Genomic DNA, 21534 nt, shown 5'->3' with positions numbered 1-21534 from the left:
CTCCACGGATTTTTAGTTCGGCACCACGGCCATGGGGACGTTGAGCTGGCGCAGAATTCGTTGTGCCTTGGGACCGATGAATAGGCGCCGGGTGGCGGCAAGCCGCGCCGAGCCAAGAATGGCGAATTCGCCATCAATCCATTCCAAGGACTCGATGGCCTCATCCAGGCTTTGCCCCGAAACCACTTCAACGGATGCCTGCAGTCCCATGGAGTCGGTCAGTTCGGTGAGGAACTTCCTGGTGCGCACCAGATGCTGGTTCAGCTCGGTGGCCGGGTCAGACACATCAGAGTCAGCCACGAGGGTGGCCACACGTAAATCCACGCCACGGGCTGTGGCGAATCTAGCTGCGCTGGCGATCACCTCGCGTGCCCCGGGGCGGTCCCCCACGAAGGCTGTCATGCGGGTGATCCTCCCTTGGGCCGCACGCAGCGAGGCTAGCGCTTGCGGGCTGGACATGATCACCGAAACGCTCGAAGCGTGCAGGAGCGCGTTCGCCACGCCACCGGGCATGAAGAAACCCGCCCGGTGGCGTTTGCGTCCGCCCAAGACGATCCCATGGGCTCCGCTGTCTTCGGCCAGCTCCATCAGACCTTCGGCCACCGAAGGCACCGAGCGGGCTACCACGCGAACGGTGACTCCCGCCGGGACCTGGTTCAGCGCGTGGGCGGCCCATTCATCGACCTTGGCGGAGAGAATCGAGTCGAATCCGTGGTCCCCGCCGGGATAGACGGCGCTAAACGGGGTACTGGCAGGGAGCACTATCGCGATCACCAGGCTGGGTGACAAGGTGCCCTGCACCAGGGCCGCGGCCAGTTCGATGGCTTCGGCGCCGCGTTGATCTGCGGTGTATCCTACAAGCAATTTCATGGCTAGGCGGTGACCTTATTCAGTGGAGCCACACCGTCATAGTTTTCGTCGTAGCTGGCCCCGTCAAGCTCGGCGATGATTCGTGCGGCCGAGCGGCGGCCCATTCGCACGGCGCCATCCACGTGCTGGAATCCTTCTCCGGCGAGATCTGAGGAGGAGAAGTAGAGCGGTCCGACGTTGTCATTTTGGGTTGCGCCGAACCTCGAGAGGCCGCCCAAGTCGTAGCTGGTGGCATAGGCCCCTCGGGTCCATTCTTCGGCGCCGAAATCCGAAAGGTAGAAGACCTTTGGCTCCAAGGCTTTCTCGCCGAGGAATTCGCAGATCCCCTGCAGGATCTGCTTCTTGCGGTCTTCTTCGTTCAGTTCCCACATGGCATCGGCGTTGACGTCAGAGATGAAACCGACCAGGGTACCGGTGCTTTCTCCGGTGTAGGTGTTGTCATAGAGTTCCTGGACCAAGGAGCTTGGGCCGAAACAGGTTCCGGATAGCCCGGCTTCTCGCCAGAACGGCGTCTCGTACACGGCATGGACCTTGATCACTAGACCCATGGAGTGGTGCTGGTGGGTGATCAGCTGCTTGCGGGGAAGCGCCGGCACATAGCTGATGCGCGAGTACAGGTTCGGCGGAACTGCAATGACAGCCTTCTTGGCCTTCACGCTGACGGTAGCTCCGTGGGCGATTACCCCATCTTCAGACCATTCGAGCTTCAACACCGGATTCTCCAGGAATACGTCGTCGCCGAGGCGCGCGGCCACCGTTTTGGAAACTCCCTGCATGGTGCCCACGATGCGACGGTCAAGGATGAAATCCTCATCAACAAGGTTGTCGAAAGATCCTGCCGAGGATGCCATCAGCACCGCTTGCAATGCCGAGAAGGTGTGCGCCGGTTTGGTCAGCATGCCACCGGCGATAAATAGCCCAATGTTTTCGCAGGCGAGATTGTCTGCCGAATGTTCGCGCAAGAAATGATGGAAGGAGACCATGTCCAGCTCCTTGGCGCGCGGGTGCTCCCATGGCTTGTCTGGATTCATCTGTGCCGCAAGCTCATTCATCAGCTCAATGAGTTTGTTCATTTCGACTACGGTGCTTGCCGCGACCGGGAAATCCGCGCCTTCATAGACGATGCTCTCGCCATCGGTGGTTCGATAGACGCTCTTGCCCGCTTTGTAGCGTTCGAAGGTTTCGATGCCCAACTCGTCGATCAGCGAATACAATCCGGTCTGATCCGGGCTGATCCACTGGCCACCGATTTCAATGGTGGCGCCGTCCATTTCTTCGCTCCAGGTGCGCCCGCCTACACGGTCACGCGCTTCGAGCACCGCCACGGTCTTGCCGCATTTTTGCAGTTCGAAGGCGGCGGTCAGACCCGATGGCCCAGCACCGATCACAACGACGTCACGTTCAAGTTGTTTCATGGTAATTCTCCTCAACGCTAAATGAATTTGGTTCATTTACCTCTGCGTATAGCATAGAGTACGAACATGCGCTTGTGAAGCATGCCACGTCAGGGGGAAATTGGAATGACCACCGAAGGTGCCCGACGGGCCGGTCGACCACGCACAGCGATACTCAACCGTGACCGAATCACCGAGCACGCGCTGGGTCTCGTATCGCAGGACGGCTATGACGCACTGACCATGCAGCAACTGGCCAGGTCCTTGGGGGTCTCGCCTTCGGCCCTCTACAACCACGTGGATTCCAAGCAAGACCTGCTGCAATGGATTCAGGAATTGGTGATGGCGGAGGTGAACACCTCCGCCTTCGAAAAACTAGAAATCCACGAGGCGCTGATTCACTGGGCTACCAGCTACCGCGATATTTTCGCCAAGCACATTCCATTGATCCCGATTATCGCCGTGCTCCCGGTGGCCGATTCGCCACGCACCTTGGGCATGTATGAGCATGTGGCAAAGGCGTTGAAAAACTACGGGCTCGCCGAATCCGAGATCGTTCCGACGATTGTCGCCCTGGAGTCGTTCATCTTCGGCTCAGCCATGGACACCGCAGCGCCACATGACATTTTTGACACGAGCAATCGCCAAGATGCCACCCCTAATTTCACGCAGGCCGTTGCGGCGCAGCGCGAGACGGGAATCAACACCAGCGACGATTCCTTTAGACGCGGAATCCGCGCGCTGGTGCTCGGCTTGCTGGCTTCGCGAGACCAGCTATGAGGCAAAGCCGTACGCCTGCTGGGAGTTCAAGGCTTTCGGCCAAACAGTGGGCAGCCATCGCGCTGGGAATTATTGCGCTGGTCTTTATCTTGCAGAACCTTCAATTCGTGCGTGTGGAACTGCTGCTCTTCCACACCGCCGCTCCGCTGTGGGCCGTGCTCTCCGCCACTTTGGCCATAGGTTATGTGATCGGGCGGTTCTCTAAGAAGCGGGATTAGTCATCAAGGAACGCCCATTCGCCAACCTCTTCACCCTCGGCATCGAGGATGTCCCCCTGAGCGCCTGGCTCTAGCGGGTAGATGGCGATATTCTTCGACCAGTCCGCGAGTATCTTCTGCAACTCCTCGAGTGGCTTGAGCTTCATACTCTCGGAGTCGAAGTTTACTTCCATTACGAAACGCATGTCGGGCTCCAATCCGTGGGATTGTCGCCATCCTATGCCCAGAATTTCTTAATTACGAGTCTTGTCAGCGGCGCTCCGAGATGCGCACACAGCCGAAGTACCAGCAATACAGAAGCAGCTTGGGCGAAACCAATAGGTTTCGCCCAAGCTGCTTGAAAATTCTGGAGTTAGGGCATAGCACCCATGGTCGACAGCGACGCGATCGCCTCGTTGCCACCGACCTTGTACAGAGCCAACAGCAATCCGCCGAAGACGATTCCCATCACCGCGCTGAACCCGAGAGAGATCTTCACCAGCGAGCGCACTTCCTGGCGGCTGACTACCGATTCATCTTCCAGGTAGGAAACTGCTCCGCGGCTAATCGATTCTGCCGGACTAAGCGCTCGGGCACTGAGCAGATTCGACGCCGAATCCGTTGCGCCCCCACGCAGATAGGCAACAGTTGCACGGTTTTTGCGATCCTGACGAAACTTGACGACACTTGCGCCATGACGGGCCAAGAGTATGTCTTCGCCGAGAGGGATCGCACCCATGTTCTGCTCCTAGATTTTTGCCAACATCGTAATTCCAGTAAAGCCCATAAATTTTCCCCTTTTTTACAGAACCCTCTAATTCGTTCACAACGTCACAGCACCTTGTGATTCAATCCGCATGAATAACCGGAAGTTACGGCAAAAATGGTGACTTGCGCCATTTATCAAAGAGGCTAAAAATCAAAGCGTAAATATGATTCTGAAGATTATTTATTCTTTAACTAATCTAGGTTTTGCGACCCGTCCATCATCACTCAGGCGGCGAATGCGACGGGTCTAGCGAAGAGCCTGAGCGGGGAAATAAATGACGGCGGTGAGCGAATCCGAAATGTTCTATTCACCGCCGCCATTGAAGGTAGCGCGCCGATACCTGCTAGGCGGTCTTCATCTGCCCTTGCTTGCGGTCGCGCTTAGCTTCGTGAATATGTGCCTTGAGCTCCTGATTCGTCAGGTTCTCCGGGGATACGACGCCATGCTTATTTGCCTGCCGAATCAGCGACTCGCGGATCTCTGCTGCGTGTGTTCGCCGGTATTTCGCGACCAGATAGATACTGGCGCCAGCAAGCGCCGTAAGGGTGACCAATGCGGCCAGTACAGTTACGTCAACACTCATTAAGTTCTCGGCCTCCTCAAAACTCAACCGCGGATGCGGCTAGCCTCGACCGAGGCATCATCAGCGATGGTTCGCGACTTCGAAACGCCTCACCTCGGAAGAGAACGTTCATATTAGCATTTTTATTCGAATAATGCCAGTCGCTATCGTCAGGAAGTACGAATCGAGAGCGTGTTCCCGAAGCCTGCAAATCGTTCTACTTTCGCACGCTGGCTTCGATTCCGTCGTGGACCATATTCCCGATACGTTCTCATCCAAACGTCAGTATCGTCGAGGGGTGCCAACCGGGTTGCAACCATTCGCTAATACTCGTCGGTTCCATGGCTGTGTTCAAAGACCAGAGAAGTTTGGGTGGTGGCCACCGCGGGATTCGCTGACAGGTTGTCCAAGACGAACTGCCGCACATCTGAGGAGTTCCGGACAGCAACGTGCAGGACGAAATCGTCGGCGCCGCCGAGGAAGAACAGCTGGCGGACCCCGGGTTTAGCACGCATGTCCGAAGCGAAGCTGGACATCAGGTGACGTGCGCCCGGACGTATTTTGACGAAGATCAGCGCCTCGAGCTCCCGACCAAGAACTTGCGGATCGACCTCGATGGTGAATCGGGAGATGACTCCGGAGTCGCGTAGGGCATTTAGTCGAGCCAGGCAGGTGGATGCCGCAATTCCCAATTCCTCGGCCAACGAGTTATTAGTTCTACGTGAATTCTCCGAGAGCAGCGCCAACAACCGTCGGTCTAGCTCATCGAGCTGGGCAGTTCTTTTTTCGCCAGACGCGGGGTTATTGAGCATCTATTTGCACCAGCTTTCACTACCAAGTTTTTTTGGGCCTTGCCGCCTTGGACGTCTTTACATTCTCTAGAACAACATCATAGTGAGTTCATGATTGATCAGGCATGCTCTCTTCGGAAGCGGCACCGCTGATCCGTTCGGAATTGCGCTTGCGGTAGCGGAGGAAAAAATACACGACCACCGCGATGGCCAACAAGGCAGCAACAATATACGGCCAATCCAGCGAGAGCCAGGCGTAGAACACCGCCATGCCAATGGTCGTGTAAATCAAGGCCCAGGCCAGCGCTCCTACCGTCACCGCAGGCAGGTAGCGCCGTAGCGGCATCCGGCTAGCCCCGGCCGAGGCATTAACCGCAGACTGAATTCCAACGGTGAGGAAGCACAATGGAACCGCAAGCATTCCCCACCGTGCAATGAATCTTTGGGCACGCCGGTACACAATTCCGTGCATGATTCTTTGATACCGGGTGTTTTCCACCCCTCGTGCCACTGCGCGGCCTACCCAATAGGTCGCGTTGCCGCGCAGCATCGCTCCGAAAAAGAAGAATGTGAAAGTCACCATGAAAGGTGCCTCATTCACCAGCCAATCAATTGTCATTTACCGCTACGGGACACTTTTGATCTTCGTGACCAGTACGGCACCTACGAGGCTGATCACCGCGGAGCAGATGAACAAGGTTGAATATCCGCCGAACCAAGTCACCGACAGCCAAGCGACAAGCGGGGCTACGACCTGAGGCAGGGAGTTCGCAATATTGATCATGCCCAGATCCTTGCCCCGTGAGTCTTCATGCGGAAGGACCTGGGTTAGCAGGGCAAAATCCACCGCTAGGTAGGCTCCGAAACCAATGCCCAGCAGTACCGCGGCAATGATTGCGGTGCCAAAGGAAGAGGCGAAAGCCAGCGTGAGGGCAGCAATGGCCACGATGACCGAGGAGATGATTACATACTTCTTGCGCTTCCCATCCCGATCTGACAAGCGTCCAGATATCACCGAGGAGAAGATCACGCAGAAGGCGTAAATGGCGGTCAGCACCAGCACCCCGGTGGCTGGTTCCGGATGATGCAGTTCGTCTTGCAAGAAGAAGAGCAGATATACCAAACATAGTTGGCTGCCCAGATACAGCAGGAATCGAGTCAGCCAGGCCCACCCGAAATCGGTGTACTGCAGGGGGTTGATCCAGAAGCTCTTGATGAATTCCAAGAGTTTCAACGGTTCCAGCGTTCCCTTGGGCAACGGCACGTCCTGGCGCATCAATACGAATGGAATGGCGCAGATCGCCACCGCAGTAGCGACCATGGCATAGCCGAAAACCAGGTTCGAGGCGGCCACCATGCCGATGACCGCACCAATAAGCGAACCACAGGTCTGGCCCAGTGCTACCAGTCCACCGACCAGTCCGCGTTGTTCCACCGGCACCTTATCCGGGATGGCCGCGAAGATCGCGGCCAGTGCCGCGTTGCCGGCTGCCTGCATCAACGCCCAGCCGATTACCAGCATGGTCACCGTCTGCGCGGTGGACATCAAGAGCAATGCCAGCGCGGCAAAGACGGTTCCACACATCACCCACGGGACGCGTCGGCCAAATTTCGAGGTGCTCCGGTCGCTCAAGGCACCGAATAACGGGTTGGCAACCAGCGACACCGCCGCGCCCACACCGGTGACCAGCGAAAGAATGGCGTTTTTCTGGCTGGCGTCCAGCTGTTCGGCGTGCAGGCCAAGCAGCACCTGAATCGGCGCGAAAAATCCGACATTGATGCCGATATGGACAATGACGACCGCGGCTATCCATCCGGCTCCTACGCGCTTCGTCGGAACGCGAAGAGCTTCGGGCAACCGCGAATTACGTTCTGTGATCATGTTCGGTCCTGCCGTCCAAGGTCGCGAGGACCGACCAGTGGGTCTCGTAGTTCTTCAATGCTCGGGGTCACGCCTCGGGCAATAAGTCGTTTAACTGCCTTGGACATCAGCCCGCCATCGACCATTGATGCGGCGATCAGGCTTCCGGACTCGTCCAAACCAAAGAGTACCTGCAGCTGGCCGCGCCGGTTCAACCGCGAAATGGTTCGACTTGCCTTGCCGAAGTCCCCCACCGTTTCGACGTGGCTGTCGTGGCGGTCAGACCAGAACCAGGGAACCGAGTGTGCGGTTGCTTCGGTGCCCATGATGGTTGCGGCAGCGATGGCTGCATCCTCCATGGCGGCTTCCCAGTGCACCGCACGAGGCCGCTGAACCATGCGCGCGGCGTCCCCAATAGCAAGGACCTGCCGCTGACTGGTGGTGCGCAGGGATTCATCGACAACAATCCCGTCGTTGATTTCCAACCCCATATCCGCTGCGAGCGTGGTTTCGGCGGTGACACCGATTGCTGCAACGATGATTTCTGCATCGATCCGCCGACCGGAAACCATCGCGTGCGTCGGACCGAGCTCGGTCACCGCCCCCGTCATCGAGGTAATCCCGCGGCGGGAATGCTCGGCATGCAGCGCCGTTGCCATGTCTGTGCCCAAGACTTTGGACAGCGGAGCCGAAGAGCTGGACACGAGGGTCACCTGCGCTCCGAGCATTTTTGCGGTGGCGGCGAACTCCGCACCGACCAGTCCGGCGCCGATGACGAGGACTCGTTGGCCGAACATTCCATCTTCCAGCATCGACGACAGAAAAACGGCGTCTTCTCCGCTGTGCAGGCTGCGCGCGTATTCTGCGCCTGGCACCTGAAGCTTGTTGGGAGTGGTGCCGGTGGCGAGCACCACCCAATCGTCCGGCTCCGTGGGTACGCTCAGTTCGGTGACCGATTCCTGGACCAGCCCCACACCATGTTCCTCGAACCACGAGAGCGGAACAAAGTGCTCACGCTGCAGCGACTTGCTTAGCGGTGGCCGGTCATAGGGAAGCCCCTCGGGGTCACTGATCTTGATGCTTCCGGAATATCCCTTGTTGACCAATTCGCGCGCAAGGGTAAATCCGGCAACGCCACCGCCGACAATATGAACTGACGGCATTTAGATATCTAGCTCCAAATTCCCGTCAACTACCGCAACCTTGTAGGTGCGCGCGTCATCGGTGGCGGGAAGGCACTGCACCTTTCCGCTCTTCAAATCGAAGGTGGAGGCGTGCAATGGGCATTCAACCTCGCACCCTTCGACCCAACCGTCGGAGAGCGAAGCGATCTCATGGGGGCATTCGTCCTGCAATGCATAAAAATTGCCGTCTGCTGCATGGAAAATCGCAATGTCTTCGCTGGCGCCGCTGTCACTGGCGGGGACCAGCAGAGCGTCTCCTCTGGAAATCTGTTCTGCGGGACCGACTTGGTAGCTCACGATGACTCCTTGTTGTTGAACACGTCTGGAACCATCTTGTCACTTTCGCCCCTCACTCACCTATCTGGCAGGCCACTATGATGCAATGCAATCTGGCCTGCTACGCGCTGGCTTGCTGGAGGCCGTGACATGCAGCGCCGGCACGGCCTCCAGCAGCGTGCATCGAGTGCCGGTTTAACCTGCAGGAATTAGTCCCGCTTCGGAGGGATCAGCCACAGGAAAGTGGCATTCGGCCACATGCGCTCCGGCGCCCGGTCCGACTCCGGGCATCCCCAAGCTGACTTGACCAGAGTCATTTCTAGTCATCTTTTCTGGCCGCTCTGCGCTGCAAATGGGTTGTGCTTTCCAGCACCGCGTGCGAAAGCGGCACCCCGACGGTGGATCCAGCGGTGATGGCAGCTCGCCTTGCAACACGATTCGCCTGGCCGGACGTTTAGCGGGATCAAGCTTCGGCGACGCGGACATCAACGAGGCGGTGTACGGATGAAGAGGCGCGTCGAAGACCTGCTCGGTGGATCCAGATTCGATGATCCGGCCCAAATACATGACCGCGACCCGGTCGGTGACGTGCCGAACCACCGACAGATCGTGGGAAATGAAGATGTAACTCACGCCCAACTCCTGCTGCAGATCGTTGAGCAGATTGAGCACCTGCGCTTGTACCGAGAGGTCCAGGGCAGAGACCGGCTCGTCAAGGATGATCAGGTCGGGGTCCAAAGCCAGCGCCCGGGCAATCCCAATGCGCTGCCGCTGTCCTCCGGAAAATTCCTGCGGAGACTTGGCGGCATCTGTTGCGCGCAGCCCCACCAGATCCAGCAGTTCATTCAGCCTTCTGTTCTTGGCCGCGGTTCCTCGATACAGGTCCTTGTGTGTTGCAAAGGGCTCCGTAATGATTTGCCCCGCGGTCATGCGGGCATTAAGCGAGGCGAAAGGGTCTTGAAATACCATTTGCACTCGGCGTCGCCAGGTAAGCAATTCCTTGCCCCGCAGGGCGAAGGGGTCCTGCCCTTCAAAGCGCACAGTCCCCGTATCCGGAGTCTCCAGCATCATCAGGGTGCGGGCAAGCGTTGACTTGCCGCACCCCGATTCTCCGACCAGCCCAAGGGTTTCGCCCTGGCGTACATGGAGATTAATGCCGTCCAGGGCCCGTAGCTCTTTGCTTCCGGCGGCCCCGGCCGATACGTGGAAGGTCTTGGACAAGTCCTTGACCTCCAGCACGTTCTCGGGGCTCATACTAGGCGAAGTGCTCATCGGATTTCCTCCTTGACGTTGTTGGCATCATCGTTGCCGGTCTTGGCCGCTGACACCTTTTCGGCGAAGTGGCACGCCGCGCGTTGTCCATCTGCCGTGTCCCGCAGCAGCGGGCGCTCTTGACGGCAGATAGCACTCGCCAGCGGGCAGCGATCCTGATAGACGCACCCGGCAGGAATCTTGGTTAGTTCCGGAGGGCTGCCCGGAATCGAAGACAGCCCTTCGCCGCGCTGCGCATCGGTCGGCACCGACTCGAGCAACCCCTTGGTGTATGGGTGGGTGGGGTGAGAGAACACCTTGTCGACGCTGCCTTGCTCAACGACGTTTCCGGCATACATCACGCACACCTCGTCGGCTTCTTCCGCCACCACCGCGAGGTCGTGGGTAATGAGCACAACCGCCATCTGCTGTTCGGTACGCAATTTACGCAGCAACAACATGATTTGCGCCTGCACCGTCACGTCCAGAGCGGTGGTGGGCTCATCGGCGATCAGCAACTGCGGACTGAGCGCGACGGCCATCGCGATCAGGATGCGCTGGCGCATGCCCCCGGAGAACTGGTGCGGGTAGGAGTTCACTCTGGTTTCGGGTTCCGGTATGCCTACCCGGCGCATCAGGTCGATCGCCTCGGCTTTGGCCTGCTTCTTGCTGGCCCCACGGTGGATGCGGAACGCCTCCCCCAGCTGAGTGCCAATGGTATAGACCGGATTCAGTGCGGTCAGCGCGTCTTGGAAGACGATACCCAGCCCGGGGCCGGCGACCGCCCGGCGCTGTTTCGGATTCATCTGGTTCAGGTCTTGGCCATCGAGTACCGCGGTGCCGCCGGCGACGGAGGCCACCGGGTCGAGCAGCCCGGCAATGGCCTTGGCGGTCATCGATTTCCCGCACCCGGACTCGCCCAGCAGGGCTAGCGTCTGGCCGCGCCGCGCGGCGAAACTCACCTGGCTGACCACTCTCACGGTTCCCTGCGGAGTGCGTATGTCCACGTCGAGTCCGGTGACTTCGAGCACCGTGTCGGTAGGCGGATCTGATTGCGCTGTCGGTTCAAGCATCTCGGTCATCATTTCGCGTCCTTGATTACTGCGGTGAGGTCCTTCTTTGTCTGCTTATCCAACGTCAGTCGCCAGCGTTGGGCCGGATCGGTGGCAATGCGCATCCATGCGGCCAGCACGTTCGCGGCCACCGCGGTGATCACAATGGCAAGCCCCGGAAGGATCGAAAGCCACCAGGCGGTCTGCAGGTACTGGCGTCCTTGGGCGACCATCAGCCCCCAGGAAACGTCTGGTGGCTGGATGCCGATCCCCAGGAATGACAGCGAGGATTCGGCGAGCATTACGAAACAGAATTCCAGGGTCGCCAGGGTCAGCAGGGTCGGGGTGACGACCGGGATCACATGCCGCACGATAATCGAGTTGGGTTTGGTTCCGAAGGTCCGCGCCGCGTCCACAAAGGTGCGCGACTGCAGCTCGGCAGATTCGGCCCGTGCGGTACGCATGTAGATCGGGATGCGGGTGATCGCCAGAATTAGCACAATATTTGCAGCCGACGGGCTGAAAACAAAAAGAACAACTACGGCAAGCAGCAACGAGGGAAAGGACATGATGATGTCCGCCAGGCGCATTGAGATATTTTCGCGCCGGCCGCGGTGATAGCCCGCCCAAACTCCCCAGAGCGAACCGAGGACGAGGGCAACGAGCACCGCAGGAACGGCGACCAGCAATGTGGTCTGGGTCGCGACAACCATCCGGGCAAGCATGGAACGGCCCAGCGAATCCGAACCCAGAATATAGGCCCAGCCATTTGCCGGATCAAATGGCGCCTTATTCATGAACATCAGATCTTGATTGGTGGCCAGTTCACCCATCAGGGATGGCCCGAAAGCCGCAGTCAGCAGGACGAAGCCGAGAATTACCGCGGCTACGGTGGCAAATTTATCGCGCAGCAGCATGCTCAGCATGCTCGGCCGCCCCAGTCGTTGGGCGACCGATGCCTTAACCGTCTTGCCGGGCACCGGCTGATCTTGGATTTGTGTCATGGCTATCCCCTAAGCGTCGAGCACGGCGGTCGCCGCCGAGCCGGTAGTAGTTGGGGTGGTGGGTGCTTTTGGACCGTTTTGCTGTCCACGGTGCTCGACTCGCGCCTTGCGGCGCTTGCGCGCCCCGGCGCTGGGTCGAACCCTCGGATCCAGCAGCGCGTAGCCGATATCGATCAGGATGTTCAGGACAAAGATCGCCACCGCGGTCAGCAGCACACAGGCCTGGAGCACCGCGAAATCCCGTTGCAGAATGGAGTCGATCATCAGCTTGCCAATGCCCGGCCAACCGAAAATGGTCTCCACCACCACCGCGCCATTGACCAGTCCCACCGTCAGGTCACCGGCGACGGTGAGCCCCGGGGCAGCGGCATTGCGCAATGCATGCGCTCCGACCACCCGATATTGGGTTGCACCCTTGGCGCGCGCCAGCTTGATATACGGTTCAGACAGTGAAGAGACCATGGCTCCGCGGACCACCTGGACCAACGTGCCGAAGGGTCGCATCACCAATGTCGCCACCGGCAGCACCCAGGCCGCCATGCCCACCACCCCGGAGGTAGGAACCCAGCCGAGCGTGATGGCGAACACCCAGATTCCTACGATCGCGAGCCAGAAATCTGGGATGGACGCGGCGGTCATGGACAGGAAGCTGGAGAATCTGTCCAAAATGCCGTTGGGCTTCAGCGCCGCGGCGGAACCCACAATAACCGCCAGCACAATCGCGAGGGCCATCGTGGTGCCGGCCAGCTGCAGCGTTGCGGGGAAAGCCCGCAACGCCATGGCGCCCGCGCTTTCACCGGTGCGCATCGATTCGCCGAAATCCAAACGGAGAATTCCGCCGAAATACTGTGCCATTTGCACCCAGATCGGCTGGTCAAGTCCGTTGCGGACCGCGAAGTCCTCTCGCATGGCCTCGGTGGCATTCAACGGCAGGTAGAGCGCCGCCGGGTTGCCGGTCATCCGGGCCAGTGCGAAAACGCCCACGATGACAACCAGCAACGGCAGGCCAGAGGAGATAATCCTTTTACGCAGATAGGTGAACATGTGACCGTGTACCTTCAGTAATTTTCGTCATTATCTGTTCCACTTCAACAGCATCGGATGCTTACTTCGCGGTGACTTCGGCCAAGCGCAGCTCGTCACCCGAGGATGAGTTCGGTTCGTAGCTCACGGTCCCGGCAATGCCGAGCATGCCCGTCTGATGCGCAATATGGGCGAATTGCACGACCTCGTCATTCTGGTACTGGAAGACCTTTTCGAAGGCCGCCTGGCGGTCCTCGCCGGTGGCGGCATCCGCCGTGTCGATGAGTTCATCCAGCTCCGGGGTTCCGAAGGCCGACTGGGCTCCCTTGGATGTCATGTACTGGTCAACGGTGAAGGCTGCGTCACCGGCTTGGTTCCCGTGCTGGGTCATCAGCATGATGGCGCCGTCCTCGTCCGTGGGGAACGGCCGGACCTGGTAAGTCAGATGCTGGCTGGTCTCAAGCATCTTCAGATTCACGTTGAGCCCCGCCTGGGAAAGCTGCTCCTGGATGACTTGCCCCAATTCCTCGATCTTCGGGAACTGTGCGGTGCGCACAATCATGTTGATCTGCGCCGAGGTTTCCACGCCGTCGTCCTTTGCCTCTGCGACCAAGGACTTGGCTTTTTCGGGGTTGTACTCCCAAACCGGCAGGGATTCGCTGTGCCCCACGACGCCTTCGGGCACGAGTTGGGCCGCGGCCTTGTCGCGCCCGCCGTAGAGCGAGGCGACGATGGCTTCTTTGTCGATGGCATAGTTCACCGCCTGGCGGATCCGGATGTCATCAAATGGTGCCTTGTCCGCGTGCATGCGCAAAGCGACGGTCTCATTGTTCGGATAGGAGACGCCTAGATCCCCGATGCTGTCTTCGGGGCTCAGCCCGGTGGCGATGTCGGCTTCCCCGGAGGTGATCATGGCAGCTCGCACGCTTCCCTCGGAGCGCCACTGGTAGTTCGCCTTGGCAAAGGCCGGGGCCTCGCCCCAGTACTCGGCAAAAGCCGAGGCATCGATGCTTTGACCGGCATTCCATGCATCGAGCTTGTACGGACCGGTTCCGATGGGTTCGCGTACCTTTTCGGTGGTCGAAGTTTCCGCGGGGACGACTTCGAGGAAGGACAAGCGCAGCGGCAGGATCGGGTCCGCTTTCAAGGCGGTGACCTCCACCGTGTTGTCATCCACCACCTTGACGTCCAAGTCATCGTCGCCAAAGACATAGCCTTCAACATTGCAGCCCAAATCCGAGTTGACGGCGCGGTTTATGGTCGCCGCGGCATCTTCTGCGGTGAAGTCCGATCCGTCGTGGAATTTCACACCTTCGCGAAGCTTCAGCGTCCAGGTGGTGTCGTCCTCGCTGGACCATTCGGTGGCGAGTTTCGGTTCGAGTTCTCCGGTGGAGGGATTGCGTTCGATCAACGGCTCGGTGATGGTCGAACGGACCACCACGCCGGTGCTCGTCAGATTCGATTCGCAGGCCTCAAGCGTGGGAGGCTCCTGCTGCAGCACGATCCGGAGGGTGTCGCCGGCAACGGCCGCCTGCGAGCCGCTGGTGGAATCTTCGGAATTGGCCACCGAGCAACCGGCCAGCGCCGTGGTGCTCAGCAGGGCGCCGGCGGCCACTGCCATGGAGATGCGCCGAGCTCGTGGTGCGGTGTGCGGGGAGTTAGTCATCGTTGTTTCCTTCGACGTACGAGTGCGGGTGCGGCCAGTGCGAAAAACTAGCCTTGTTCGTACCAAAGTTTTGACTGCGGCCGGTGGCCGGTCAAGGGATGACCGGCCCGCGTCATGGCCAAAGAGAAGGATCACTGGTGCCTACCGGCAAGTATCAAATGTGACATGCGCTACATTTCGCGCCTGGATCCTCACTGATACCGTAAGGGCATAGATCTATCCAATCTGCGTGTTGGACTTGAATCGTTGAAAGTTCCTACGATGCAGTTATGCCCACAGATACCAGCGCGTCCGCATCGCGCAACACCACCGCAATCACCGGGAACGCCATCGTGCGCGTCGGCCCGGTGAACCCCACCGTCGCGAAGGCGCTTGCCGAAGAATTCGATTCGCTGATCCTTCCCGCGGCCGGCGCCGAGCGCGACACTTTCCTTCAAGTGCACGCGGATGCGATCCGCATCGCCGTATGCTCGGGCAAGATCGGCGTCGATACCGAACTGATGAGCCGCTTGCCCAATCTGGAAGCGGTTATCAATTTCGGCGTGGGCTACGATGCCACCGACTTCTCCCAGGCCGCACAGCGCAACATCCCGATCAGCAACACTCCAGAGGTTCTCACCGACTGCGTGGCGGATACCGCGCTGGGCTTGTACTTGAGCACGCTTCGCTCATTGGGTGCAGCCGAGCGATTTGTCCGCAATGGAACGTGGGGCAAGGGAGAGAATTTCCCGCTGGCCACCAGGGCCAGCAGCAAACGCGTGGGCATCCTCGGCCTTGGCCGAATCGGGCAGGCAATCGCCACACGCTTGGAGGCATTTGGGTGTGAAATCCACTATCATAACCGTTCGCAAAAGCCCGGCGTTTCCTATACCTTCCACGGCTCCGCAGCCGAGCTCGCCGCGGCCACCGATGTCTTGATCGTCGCGGCGGCAGGCGGCCCGGAATCGGCCAATCTGGTGGACGGCGAGGTCCTGTCGAAAGTTGGAACGCAAGGCTTCCTGATCAATATTGCGCGCGGCAGCGTGGTGGACGAAGCAGCGCTTGTCCATGCCCTGCAAAATGGCCTGATTGCGGGCGCAGGGTTGGACGTCTTCGCCAAGGAACCGACCGTCCCGCAAGCGCTGCTTGCGCTGGATAACGTTGTGCTGCTGCCGCACCTGGGCAGCGGAACGCACGAGACGCGCGCAGATATGGCGGCGATGACCTTGGATAACCTGCGTTCCTATCTGGCAGACGGTTCGCTCGTCACCCCAATCTCCTGACGCGGCCTGCTTTCCAGCGCTCCGGCGGCACCGCGTGAGAAGAGTGGAAGACTCAAACTGCTGAGGCTGGAATATCGCAGCACGACTTCGCGTTGTGCCTAAGACGACAACCGAGGAGAAATGAGCAGAATATGGCCGAAACAAATCGAGTAGTCATTCTTGGCGGACACGGGAAGATCGCCCTTCTCGCGGCGCCCAAACTTGCACGTCAGGGACTGGAAGTCGAGTCCGTGATCCGCAATCCGGACCATGCAGAAGAAATCACCGCGCTTGGCGCGACTCCGGTCGTGCTCGACATCGAGCAGGCCGACGTGGACAGCCTCGCTCGGCAGTTTGCCGGCGCCAAGGCCGTTGTTTTCTCCGCCGGAGCCGGCGGCGGCAATCCCGAACGCACCCTTGCGGTGGACTACCAGGCTGCCGTGCGCACCATGCAGGCAGCGCAGCAGGCTGGAGTGAAGCGCTTTGTGATGGTTTCATACTCACGCGCTGCGGTGGACGTGGACACCCTCGATCCGGAAGATTCGTTCTTCGGCTACGCTAAGGCCAAGCACGACGCAGATGAGTATCTGCGCGGCACCGATCTGGACTACACGATCCTCGGACCGGGCGCCTTGACCCTCGACTCGTCCACCGGGCAAATCGTCCTGGCCGACGCAGAAGGCAAGATCCAGGGTCGCGCCGTGCTGGATGGGAAATCCAACACCTCGCGAGAGAACGTCGCCGAGGTCATCACGCACGTGCTGGCCAAGGATGCGGCGACTCGCCGAACGGTTAATTTCTACGATGGGTCGACCCCGATCGCTGAAGCCATCGGCTAGCCCAAGCCTCCCCTCCACGAAAGACCGCTCGGATGCTCCGGGCGGTCTTTCACTTTAATCTTGGTGACTGCGGTCGGCACCGCGGCAGATCTGGTTGCAGAATCCCAGCAGAACCACTTGTGTCACAACTCCTTAACTTATAATATAAGTTACATGCAGGGCCCGCGCAGGGCACTTTCCCAATAGGAGTTCAAAACTCATGAGCTACACACCAGATGCCATTCGCCACGTCAAGCTTTCTACCGCACGGCTTCCCCTGGCCACACCGATCTCGGATGCCAAGGTCTTCACCGGACGCCAGAAGCCGATGACCGAAGTGGTCTTCCTCTTCGCGGAAATCACCACCGAGCAGGGCCACGAGGGCCTTGGCTTCTCCTACTCCAAGAGAGCCGGCGGCCCCGCGCAGTACGCACACGCCAAGGAAGTCGCACAGACCATGATCGGCGAGGACCCCAACGACATCGCCAAGCTCTACACCAAGCTGCTGTGGGCCGGCGCCTCGGTGGGTCGTTCGGGTGTCGCCACCCAGGCACTGGCGGCCTTGGACATCGCGCTCTACGACCTGAAGTCCAAGCGCGCGGGGCTGCCGCTGGCCAAGTTCCTAGGCGCGCACCGCGATTCGGTCCGCACCTACAACACCTCCGGTGGATTCCTGAACGCAAGCATCGAAGAGGTCAAGGACCGTGCGACTCAATCCATTGCCGAGGGTATCGGCGGCATTAAGATCAAGGTCGGGCTGCCCGACAGCGCCGAAGACCTGCGCCGCGTCGCTGCCGTGCGTGAGCACATCGGGGCGGACTTCCCGCTGATGGTGGATGCAAATCAGCAGTGGGACCGCGCCACTGCCCTGCGCATGGGCCGCAAGCTCGAAGCATTCGACCTGGTGTGGATCGAAGAGCCATTGGACGCCTATGACGCCGAGGGGCATGCGGCGCTGACCGCCGCACTGGATACCCCCATCGCCACCGGCGAGATGCTTGCCTCGGTGGCCGAACACGAGCGCCTGATCTCCGCCCGTGCGTGCGACATCATTCAGCCCGACGCTCCACGCGTCGGCGGCATCACCCAGTTCCTGCGTCTGGCGACGCTAGCCGATCAGGCTGGACTGGATCTGGCACCGCACTTCGCCATGGAAATCCACCTGCATCTGGCAGCCGTCTACCCACGCGAACCGTGGGTGGAGCATTTCGACTGGTTGGATCCGCTGTTCAATGAACGCCTCGAGACCAAAGACGGCCGCATGATCGTGCCGAACCGCCCGGGTCTGGGATTCAGCTTCAGCGACCAGGCACGCGCCTGGACCACCGAAACTGTGGAATTCGGCCGGGCCTAAAGAAACCGCAATAAGCGCCGGGACATCTCATCGAGGTGCCCCGGCGCTTATTCTTGACCTATGGAGAGCATGAAACCGAATCTGACCACCACCCTGGTCCAGCACCTTCGTGAGCGGATCAGCTCCGGGGCAATCGCCCCCGGCGACAAGCTTCCCAGCGAGAATACGCTGATTGCCGACCACGGCGTCTCGCGCACCGTGGTCCGCGAGGCCATCACCCGGCTGCAAGCCGAGGGGCTGGTGCATACGCGCCGTGGCGCAGGCAGTTTCGCGCTGACTCCCCCGGCAGAGGATGCCTCGGCCCAGGCACGCGTGCCGCGTACCCTGGCCGAACGCCGTCAGCTGATCGAGTTCCGCATGGGCTTTGAATCCGAAGCGGCGGCAAATGCCGCAAGCCGCTCTGCCTCAGCGAATCTCACGGACATGGATTCGGCGTTGGCCGCTTTCCGCGCCGCCGGCCCCAACGCCGCCCAGGCCATGAGCTGTGACTACGAATTCCATCTGGCGGTCGCTCGCGCCAGCGCGAACCCATACTTCGTGCAAGCGGTAGAGCTCTTCGGTCCGGCAATGATCGCCATGCCACGCCAGCGCTTCTCGATCCCCGACGGCAAGCTTGCCCCGCGCCTGGAACGCGTCGCTGAGGAACACGAAGCAATCCGAGCGGCCATTGCCTCCGGAAACCAGTTGTCCGCCAGCGCCGCCATGCGCATGCACCTCGCGAACTCGTTGCATCGGCTGGACCTTGAATCTGGAATTTCCGAGGGCAACTAGCAGGCATCTGGGCAGCCTCGACGCTGCCTGCCACAGCATCAAAGCCGCAGCTATCCCGGATTTTCGGGATAGCTGCGGCCTTGAATTATCTACTGAGAAGCGCTTGCTACGTTTGCTCCACCTTCACCGCAAGCACCGGGTGTTGGGCCTGGAGCAAGATGCGTTGCGCTTGGGAACCCATGATGAACTTCCCCACCTGCGAACGCTGGCGAAGCCCAATGACGATCAGTGACACCTGGTGCTCGTCCGCCAGTCCCAGGAACTCTTCGGTGAGATCGTCACGGTAGGTCGATTCGAGCACCCGAGCCTCGATTCCCGCCTGTGCGGCGGACTCCAGGACCCTGTCCAGATCTTCCGGCGATGCGGTGTTCTTGTCAACTAAAGAACCATCACGTGAGGAATTGACGATCAGCAGCTCCTCCTGGCGCAGCTTCGATTCTTTGATTGCCGCGGCTACCGCGGCCTCTCCGACATTGCTGGGAACGTATCCGACGATGATACTCATGCGTTTTCCTTTTCCTTCGCGACCGCGGCGGCTAGCGAGCCGTTTTTGCGCCTATCGATAGCTGACTTAATCATTGGCCATACAGCAACAAAGATGAACAGAGCCAGCAGCGTTGCAGAGATTGGACGGGTGAAGAACCCCGTGGGATCTCCTTCCAGCACCAGCAGGGAGCGGCGCAGGTTGGATTCCAGCAGGCTGCCCAGGACGAAGGCCAATACCAGTGGGCCTGGTTCAAAGCCGAACTTCTTCATCAGGTAGCCAAGCGCGCCAAAGAGCACCACCAGCAGCACGTCGAACATCGAGTTTCGGATCGTGTAGGCCCCCAGCAGGGTGATCAATGCGGTAATCGGAGCGAGGATCGCCGCACGGATGCGCAGGATCCTGACGAACACCCCGATCAGGGGAATGGACATGATCAGCAGCAGGATATTGCCGATGTACATCGAATTCACCACGCCCCAGAACAGTTCTGGGTCGTTGCTAATCAGCTGCGGACCGGGGGTCACGCCCTGGATCAATAGCGCACCGAAAATAATCGCCATGGTCGCGTTGGCTGGGATGCCCAAGGTGAGCAAAGGTATGAAGGAACTGGTCGCCGCGGCGTTATTTGCCGATTCTGGACCGGCAACGCCTTCGATGGCTCCCTTGCCAAATCGTGAGGGGTCCTTCGCGGTTTTCTTTTCCATGGCGTACGAGGCAAGCGAAGAAATAGTCGCGCCGCCACCTGGCAGAATCCCCAGGAAGAAGCCGAGCACCGAACCGCGGCCGATAGCTCCCGAAGCCTCTTTGATGTCTTTGGCCTTGGGCCAGACATTTGAGACCTTCATCGGAGCCGTGGCGGCGCGGTGGCGTTCTTCAAGGTTGTAGAGGATCTCACCGACGCCGAAGAGTCCCATGGCGATGGGCACGAAGTCGATGCCGTCTGCCAGCGACAGGTTTCCGAACGTGAAACGTTCGGCGCCGGTGAATCCATCACGTCCAACGGTGGCCAGGAACAGGCCAACCGCGGCGGCGATGATCGCCTTGATTTTCGTGCCACCAGAGATGGTGGCAACCAGCAGGATGCCGAGCATTGCCAGCGCGGTATATTCCGGTGGTCCGAAATCCAACGCAAAACTGGCAACCAGAGGGGCCAGGAAGGTCAGCCCGATAATGGAGACCGTGGCGCCAAAGAAGGAACCGATGGCCGCGATACCCAGGGCGGTACCAGCCCGGCCTTGTTTGGCCATGACATATCCGTCAAAGACAGTGACCACGCTGCTTGCTTCACCGGGCAGGCGAAGCAGTACCGAGGTGATGGTGCCACCGTACTGGGCACCGTAGAAAATTCCTGCGAGCATAATGATCGCGGTGACCGGCTCGACGCCGTAGGTCATCGGCAGCAGGATCGCGATCGTCGCGGCGGGGCCGAGGCCCGGCAGCACGCCGATGAGCATACCGACGACGACACCGAGCAGGCAGTAAAGAAGGTTAGTGGGGTCCAAGACGACGGTGAAGCCGTCCATGACCGGTCCGAAGAATTCCATGCGCATATACCTTTACTTGCGACTTAAAACAGTCGGGGAATGGTGGTGCCGAGGGCGGCGATGAAGATCGCGTAGAAGGCGGCGACAATCAAAATCGAGTAGATCGTGGCAGACCTCCAGCGTTCACCACCCAACCAGCGCATCCAGACGAAGCACAACAACAGTGCCGGAACTTCAAAGCCAATCAGCGGCATCAGCACCACCATCAGGATCAGCGTTCCGAAACCAATGGCTGCATACCAGCTCATGCCACTGAATTTCTCGCCGTCCTTGCCTCCGGAGCGTCCGACAATGATCTGTGCAATTGCCATCACACCGGCAATCAGCGTGACGATAAATGGCCACATGCCGGCCGCTGGCGCCGCCGGGGTCCCCAGCCCCAACCCGATGGACAGCGCCAGTCCGGCGATGCTCAGCGCGAGAACCACCAAGGACGAAACCAGGTTTGCGATAGGTCCAGCTGGTTCCGGAGCTTCGGCTTCCCATTGGGCTGCCAGCTCTTCGGGTGTCAGATCGTCAAGCTCGACACCCTCCGCCGGAGCCTGCGGGGCAGCCGGCTCAATAGGCCGAGCTTCTTTAGCCTTTTTCGCGTCCATAACTTTCATCCTTTGGTACTCACTTTCGGGTTGGGACCAGTAG

General features: G+C 59.7%; 24 protein-coding genes. 6 read left to right on the top strand and 18 right to left on the bottom strand.

Going from position 1 to position 21534, the window contains the following annotated elements; all coding sequences use genetic code 11:
* Positions 1-12: 12 nt before the first annotated feature.
* A complete protein-coding gene (locus tag CQ015_RS13035; protein ID WP_105552902.1) occupies positions 13-870 on the bottom strand; it encodes a universal stress protein in 858 nt (285 codons plus the stop codon).
* Positions 871-872: 2 nt separating this feature from the next.
* Positions 873-2285 carry an NAD(P)/FAD-dependent oxidoreductase gene (locus CQ015_RS13030; protein WP_105650298.1) on the bottom strand — a complete coding sequence of 471 codons (1413 nt, stop codon included), beginning with the start codon at positions 2283-2285 and terminating at the stop codon, positions 873-875.
* Positions 2286-2390: 105 nt separating this feature from the next.
* On the opposite strand from CQ015_RS13030, the gene CQ015_RS13025 reads away from it, so the two are divergent.
* A complete protein-coding gene (locus CQ015_RS13025; RefSeq protein ID WP_105650297.1) occupies positions 2391-3044 on the top strand; it encodes a TetR/AcrR family transcriptional regulator in 654 nt (217 codons plus the stop codon).
* Positions 3041-3262 carry a DUF1049 domain-containing protein gene (locus tag CQ015_RS13020; protein ID WP_105552899.1) on the top strand — a complete coding sequence of 74 codons (222 nt, stop codon included), beginning with the start codon at positions 3041-3043 and terminating at the stop codon, positions 3260-3262. The genes CQ015_RS13025 and CQ015_RS13020 overlap by 4 nt, the downstream gene beginning before the upstream one ends.
* Here the strand turns inward: CQ015_RS13020 and CQ015_RS13015 are convergent.
* The 13 genes from CQ015_RS13015 to CQ015_RS12955 form a co-directional block, all read right to left on the bottom strand.
* On the bottom strand, positions 3259-3447 hold the full coding sequence (locus tag CQ015_RS13015) for a hypothetical protein (RefSeq protein WP_105552898.1): 189 nt from the start codon (positions 3445-3447) through the stop codon (positions 3259-3261). The two genes, CQ015_RS13020 and CQ015_RS13015, sit on opposite strands and share 4 nt — an antisense overlap.
* A 167-nt stretch (positions 3448-3614) precedes the next feature.
* The gene (locus tag CQ015_RS13010) at positions 3615-3980 is read right to left on the bottom strand and encodes a hypothetical protein (protein ID WP_105569622.1); all 366 of its coding nucleotides are present in this window, start codon (positions 3978-3980) and stop codon (positions 3615-3617) included.
* Between the two features lie 373 nt (positions 3981-4353).
* The gene (locus CQ015_RS13005) at positions 4354-4593 is read right to left on the bottom strand and encodes a hypothetical protein (protein WP_105650296.1); all 240 of its coding nucleotides are present in this window, start codon (positions 4591-4593) and stop codon (positions 4354-4356) included.
* Positions 4594-4895: 302 nt separating this feature from the next.
* The gene (locus tag CQ015_RS13000) at positions 4896-5384 is read right to left on the bottom strand and encodes an Lrp/AsnC family transcriptional regulator (protein WP_105552895.1); all 489 of its coding nucleotides are present in this window, start codon (positions 5382-5384) and stop codon (positions 4896-4898) included.
* Between the two features lie 88 nt (positions 5385-5472).
* Positions 5473-5946: a DedA family protein gene (locus tag CQ015_RS12995; RefSeq protein ID WP_258138497.1), complete on the bottom strand. Its 474-nt coding sequence runs from the start codon at positions 5944-5946 to the stop codon at positions 5473-5475.
* A 42-nt stretch (positions 5947-5988) separates the two neighbouring features.
* A complete protein-coding gene (locus CQ015_RS12990; RefSeq protein ID WP_105552893.1) occupies positions 5989-7245 on the bottom strand; it encodes an MFS transporter in 1257 nt (418 codons plus the stop codon).
* The gene (locus CQ015_RS12985) at positions 7242-8387 is read right to left on the bottom strand and encodes an NAD(P)/FAD-dependent oxidoreductase (RefSeq protein ID WP_105650294.1); all 1146 of its coding nucleotides are present in this window, start codon (positions 8385-8387) and stop codon (positions 7242-7244) included. The genes CQ015_RS12990 and CQ015_RS12985 overlap by 4 nt, the downstream gene beginning before the upstream one ends.
* Positions 8388-8705, bottom strand: a complete 318-nt coding sequence (locus CQ015_RS12980; protein ID WP_105552891.1) for a non-heme iron oxygenase ferredoxin subunit — start codon at positions 8703-8705, stop codon at positions 8388-8390. It lies immediately after the preceding gene.
* Positions 8706-8879: 174 nt separating this feature from the next.
* On the bottom strand, positions 8880-9956 hold the full coding sequence (locus CQ015_RS12975; RefSeq protein WP_105650293.1) for an ABC transporter ATP-binding protein: 1077 nt from the start codon (positions 9954-9956) through the stop codon (positions 8880-8882).
* On the bottom strand, positions 9953-11020 hold the full coding sequence (locus tag CQ015_RS12970; RefSeq protein WP_308727285.1) for an ABC transporter ATP-binding protein: 1068 nt from the start codon (positions 11018-11020) through the stop codon (positions 9953-9955). Before CQ015_RS12970 ends, CQ015_RS12975 begins: the two co-directional genes overlap by 4 nt.
* Entirely contained in the window at positions 11017-11991 is a 975-nt protein-coding gene (locus tag CQ015_RS12965) for an ABC transporter permease (RefSeq protein ID WP_105650291.1), read from the bottom strand. Before CQ015_RS12965 ends, CQ015_RS12970 begins: the two co-directional genes overlap by 4 nt.
* A 9-nt stretch (positions 11992-12000) precedes the next feature.
* Positions 12001-13035, bottom strand: coding sequence for an ABC transporter permease (locus CQ015_RS12960; protein WP_105650290.1), 1035 nt, complete (start codon positions 13033-13035; stop codon positions 12001-12003).
* A gap of 61 nt (positions 13036-13096) precedes the next feature.
* Positions 13097-14680, bottom strand: a complete 1584-nt coding sequence (locus CQ015_RS12955; RefSeq protein WP_105650289.1) for an ABC transporter substrate-binding protein — start codon at positions 14678-14680, stop codon at positions 13097-13099.
* 269 nt (positions 14681-14949) lie between these two features.
* Here CQ015_RS12955 and CQ015_RS12950 point away from each other — a divergent pair, with 269 nt between their 5' ends.
* The 4 genes from CQ015_RS12950 (at position 14950) to CQ015_RS12935 (ending at position 18864) form a co-directional block, all read left to right on the top strand.
* A complete protein-coding gene (locus CQ015_RS12950; RefSeq protein WP_105650288.1) occupies positions 14950-15942 on the top strand; it encodes a 2-hydroxyacid dehydrogenase in 993 nt (330 codons plus the stop codon).
* Positions 15943-16073: 131 nt separating this feature from the next.
* Complete coding sequence (locus CQ015_RS12945; RefSeq protein WP_105552884.1) at positions 16074-16760, top strand: SDR family oxidoreductase; 687 nt, start codon at positions 16074-16076, stop codon at positions 16758-16760.
* A 199-nt stretch (positions 16761-16959) separates the two neighbouring features.
* Positions 16960-18093 (top strand): mandelate racemase/muconate lactonizing enzyme family protein, encoded by a 1134-nt coding sequence (locus tag CQ015_RS12940; protein ID WP_105650287.1) that lies wholly within the window; start codon positions 16960-16962, stop codon positions 18091-18093.
* 60 nt (positions 18094-18153) lie between these two features.
* Positions 18154-18864 (top strand): GntR family transcriptional regulator, encoded by a 711-nt coding sequence (locus CQ015_RS12935; protein ID WP_308727242.1) that lies wholly within the window; start codon positions 18154-18156, stop codon positions 18862-18864.
* 106 nt (positions 18865-18970) lie between these two features.
* On the opposite strand, the gene CQ015_RS12930 is transcribed toward CQ015_RS12935, so the two are convergent.
* From CQ015_RS12930 to CQ015_RS12920, 3 genes are read right to left on the bottom strand one after another with little or no spacing between them, the layout of a single operon-like run.
* Positions 18971-19369 (bottom strand): universal stress protein, encoded by a 399-nt coding sequence (locus tag CQ015_RS12930; protein ID WP_105650286.1) that lies wholly within the window; start codon positions 19367-19369, stop codon positions 18971-18973.
* Positions 19366-20895 (bottom strand): tripartite tricarboxylate transporter permease, encoded by a 1530-nt coding sequence (locus tag CQ015_RS12925; protein ID WP_105650285.1) that lies wholly within the window; start codon positions 20893-20895, stop codon positions 19366-19368. The genes CQ015_RS12930 and CQ015_RS12925 overlap by 4 nt, the downstream gene beginning before the upstream one ends.
* A 23-nt stretch (positions 20896-20918) precedes the next feature.
* Complete coding sequence (locus CQ015_RS12920) at positions 20919-21491, bottom strand: tripartite tricarboxylate transporter TctB family protein (RefSeq protein WP_105650284.1); 573 nt, start codon at positions 21489-21491, stop codon at positions 20919-20921.
* Positions 21492-21534: the final 43 nt, after the last annotated feature.

It is taken from the genome of Arthrobacter sp. MYb221, assembly GCF_002979835.1.
GTDB lineage: Bacteria > Actinomycetota > Actinomycetes > Actinomycetales > Micrococcaceae > Glutamicibacter.
The sequence above is the reverse complement of the archived record's forward strand: the minus strand, read 5'-3'. Positions and strand labels throughout refer to the sequence as shown.

Excerpts from the sequence above, each read along its gene's own strand:
- CQ015_RS13035 (WP_105552902.1), bottom strand. The coding sequence starts at position 870 with ATGAAATTGCTTGTAGGATACACCGCAGATCAACGCGGCGCCGAAGCC.
- CQ015_RS13030 (WP_105650298.1), bottom strand. The coding sequence starts at position 2,285 with ATGAAACAACTTGAACGTGACGTCGTTGTGATCGGTGCTGGGCCATCG.
- CQ015_RS13025 (WP_105650297.1), top strand. The coding sequence starts at position 2,391 with ATGACCACCGAAGGTGCCCGACGGGCCGGTCGACCACGCACAGCGATA.
- CQ015_RS13020 (WP_105552899.1), top strand. The coding sequence starts at position 3,041 with ATGAGGCAAAGCCGTACGCCTGCTGGGAGTTCAAGGCTTTCGGCCAAA.
- CQ015_RS13015 (WP_105552898.1), bottom strand. The coding sequence starts at position 3,447 with ATGCGTTTCGTAATGGAAGTAAACTTCGACTCCGAGAGTATGAAGCTC.
- CQ015_RS13010 (WP_105569622.1), bottom strand. The coding sequence starts at position 3,980 with ATGGGTGCGATCCCTCTCGGCGAAGACATACTCTTGGCCCGTCATGGC.
- CQ015_RS13005 (WP_105650296.1), bottom strand. The coding sequence starts at position 4,593 with ATGAGTGTTGACGTAACTGTACTGGCCGCATTGGTCACCCTTACGGCG.
- CQ015_RS13000 (WP_105552895.1), bottom strand. The coding sequence starts at position 5,384 with ATGCTCAATAACCCCGCGTCTGGCGAAAAAAGAACTGCCCAGCTCGAT.
- CQ015_RS12995 (WP_258138497.1), bottom strand. The coding sequence starts at position 5,946 with ATGGTGACTTTCACATTCTTCTTTTTCGGAGCGATGCTGCGCGGCAAC.
- CQ015_RS12990 (WP_105552893.1), bottom strand. The coding sequence starts at position 7,245 with ATGATCACAGAACGTAATTCGCGGTTGCCCGAAGCTCTTCGCGTTCCG.
- CQ015_RS12985 (WP_105650294.1), bottom strand. The coding sequence starts at position 8,387 with ATGCCGTCAGTTCATATTGTCGGCGGTGGCGTTGCCGGATTTACCCTT.
- CQ015_RS12975 (WP_105650293.1), bottom strand. The coding sequence starts at position 9,956 with ATGAGCACTTCGCCTAGTATGAGCCCCGAGAACGTGCTGGAGGTCAAG.
- CQ015_RS12970 (WP_308727285.1), bottom strand. The coding sequence starts at position 11,020 with ATGATGACCGAGATGCTTGAACCGACAGCGCAATCAGATCCGCCTACC.
- CQ015_RS12965 (WP_105650291.1), bottom strand. The coding sequence starts at position 11,991 with ATGACACAAATCCAAGATCAGCCGGTGCCCGGCAAGACGGTTAAGGCA.
- CQ015_RS12960 (WP_105650290.1), bottom strand. The coding sequence starts at position 13,035 with ATGTTCACCTATCTGCGTAAAAGGATTATCTCCTCTGGCCTGCCGTTG.
- CQ015_RS12955 (WP_105650289.1), bottom strand. The coding sequence starts at position 14,680 with ATGACTAACTCCCCGCACACCGCACCACGAGCTCGGCGCATCTCCATG.
- CQ015_RS12950 (WP_105650288.1), top strand. The coding sequence starts at position 14,950 with ATGCCCACAGATACCAGCGCGTCCGCATCGCGCAACACCACCGCAATC.
- CQ015_RS12945 (WP_105552884.1), top strand. The coding sequence starts at position 16,074 with ATGGCCGAAACAAATCGAGTAGTCATTCTTGGCGGACACGGGAAGATC.
- CQ015_RS12940 (WP_105650287.1), top strand. The coding sequence starts at position 16,960 with ATGAGCTACACACCAGATGCCATTCGCCACGTCAAGCTTTCTACCGCA.
- CQ015_RS12935 (WP_308727242.1), top strand. The coding sequence starts at position 18,154 with ATGGAGAGCATGAAACCGAATCTGACCACCACCCTGGTCCAGCACCTT.
- CQ015_RS12930 (WP_105650286.1), bottom strand. The coding sequence starts at position 19,369 with ATGAGTATCATCGTCGGATACGTTCCCAGCAATGTCGGAGAGGCCGCG.
- CQ015_RS12925 (WP_105650285.1), bottom strand. The coding sequence starts at position 20,895 with ATGGAATTCTTCGGACCGGTCATGGACGGCTTCACCGTCGTCTTGGAC.
- CQ015_RS12920 (WP_105650284.1), bottom strand. The coding sequence starts at position 21,491 with ATGGACGCGAAAAAGGCTAAAGAAGCTCGGCCTATTGAGCCGGCTGCC.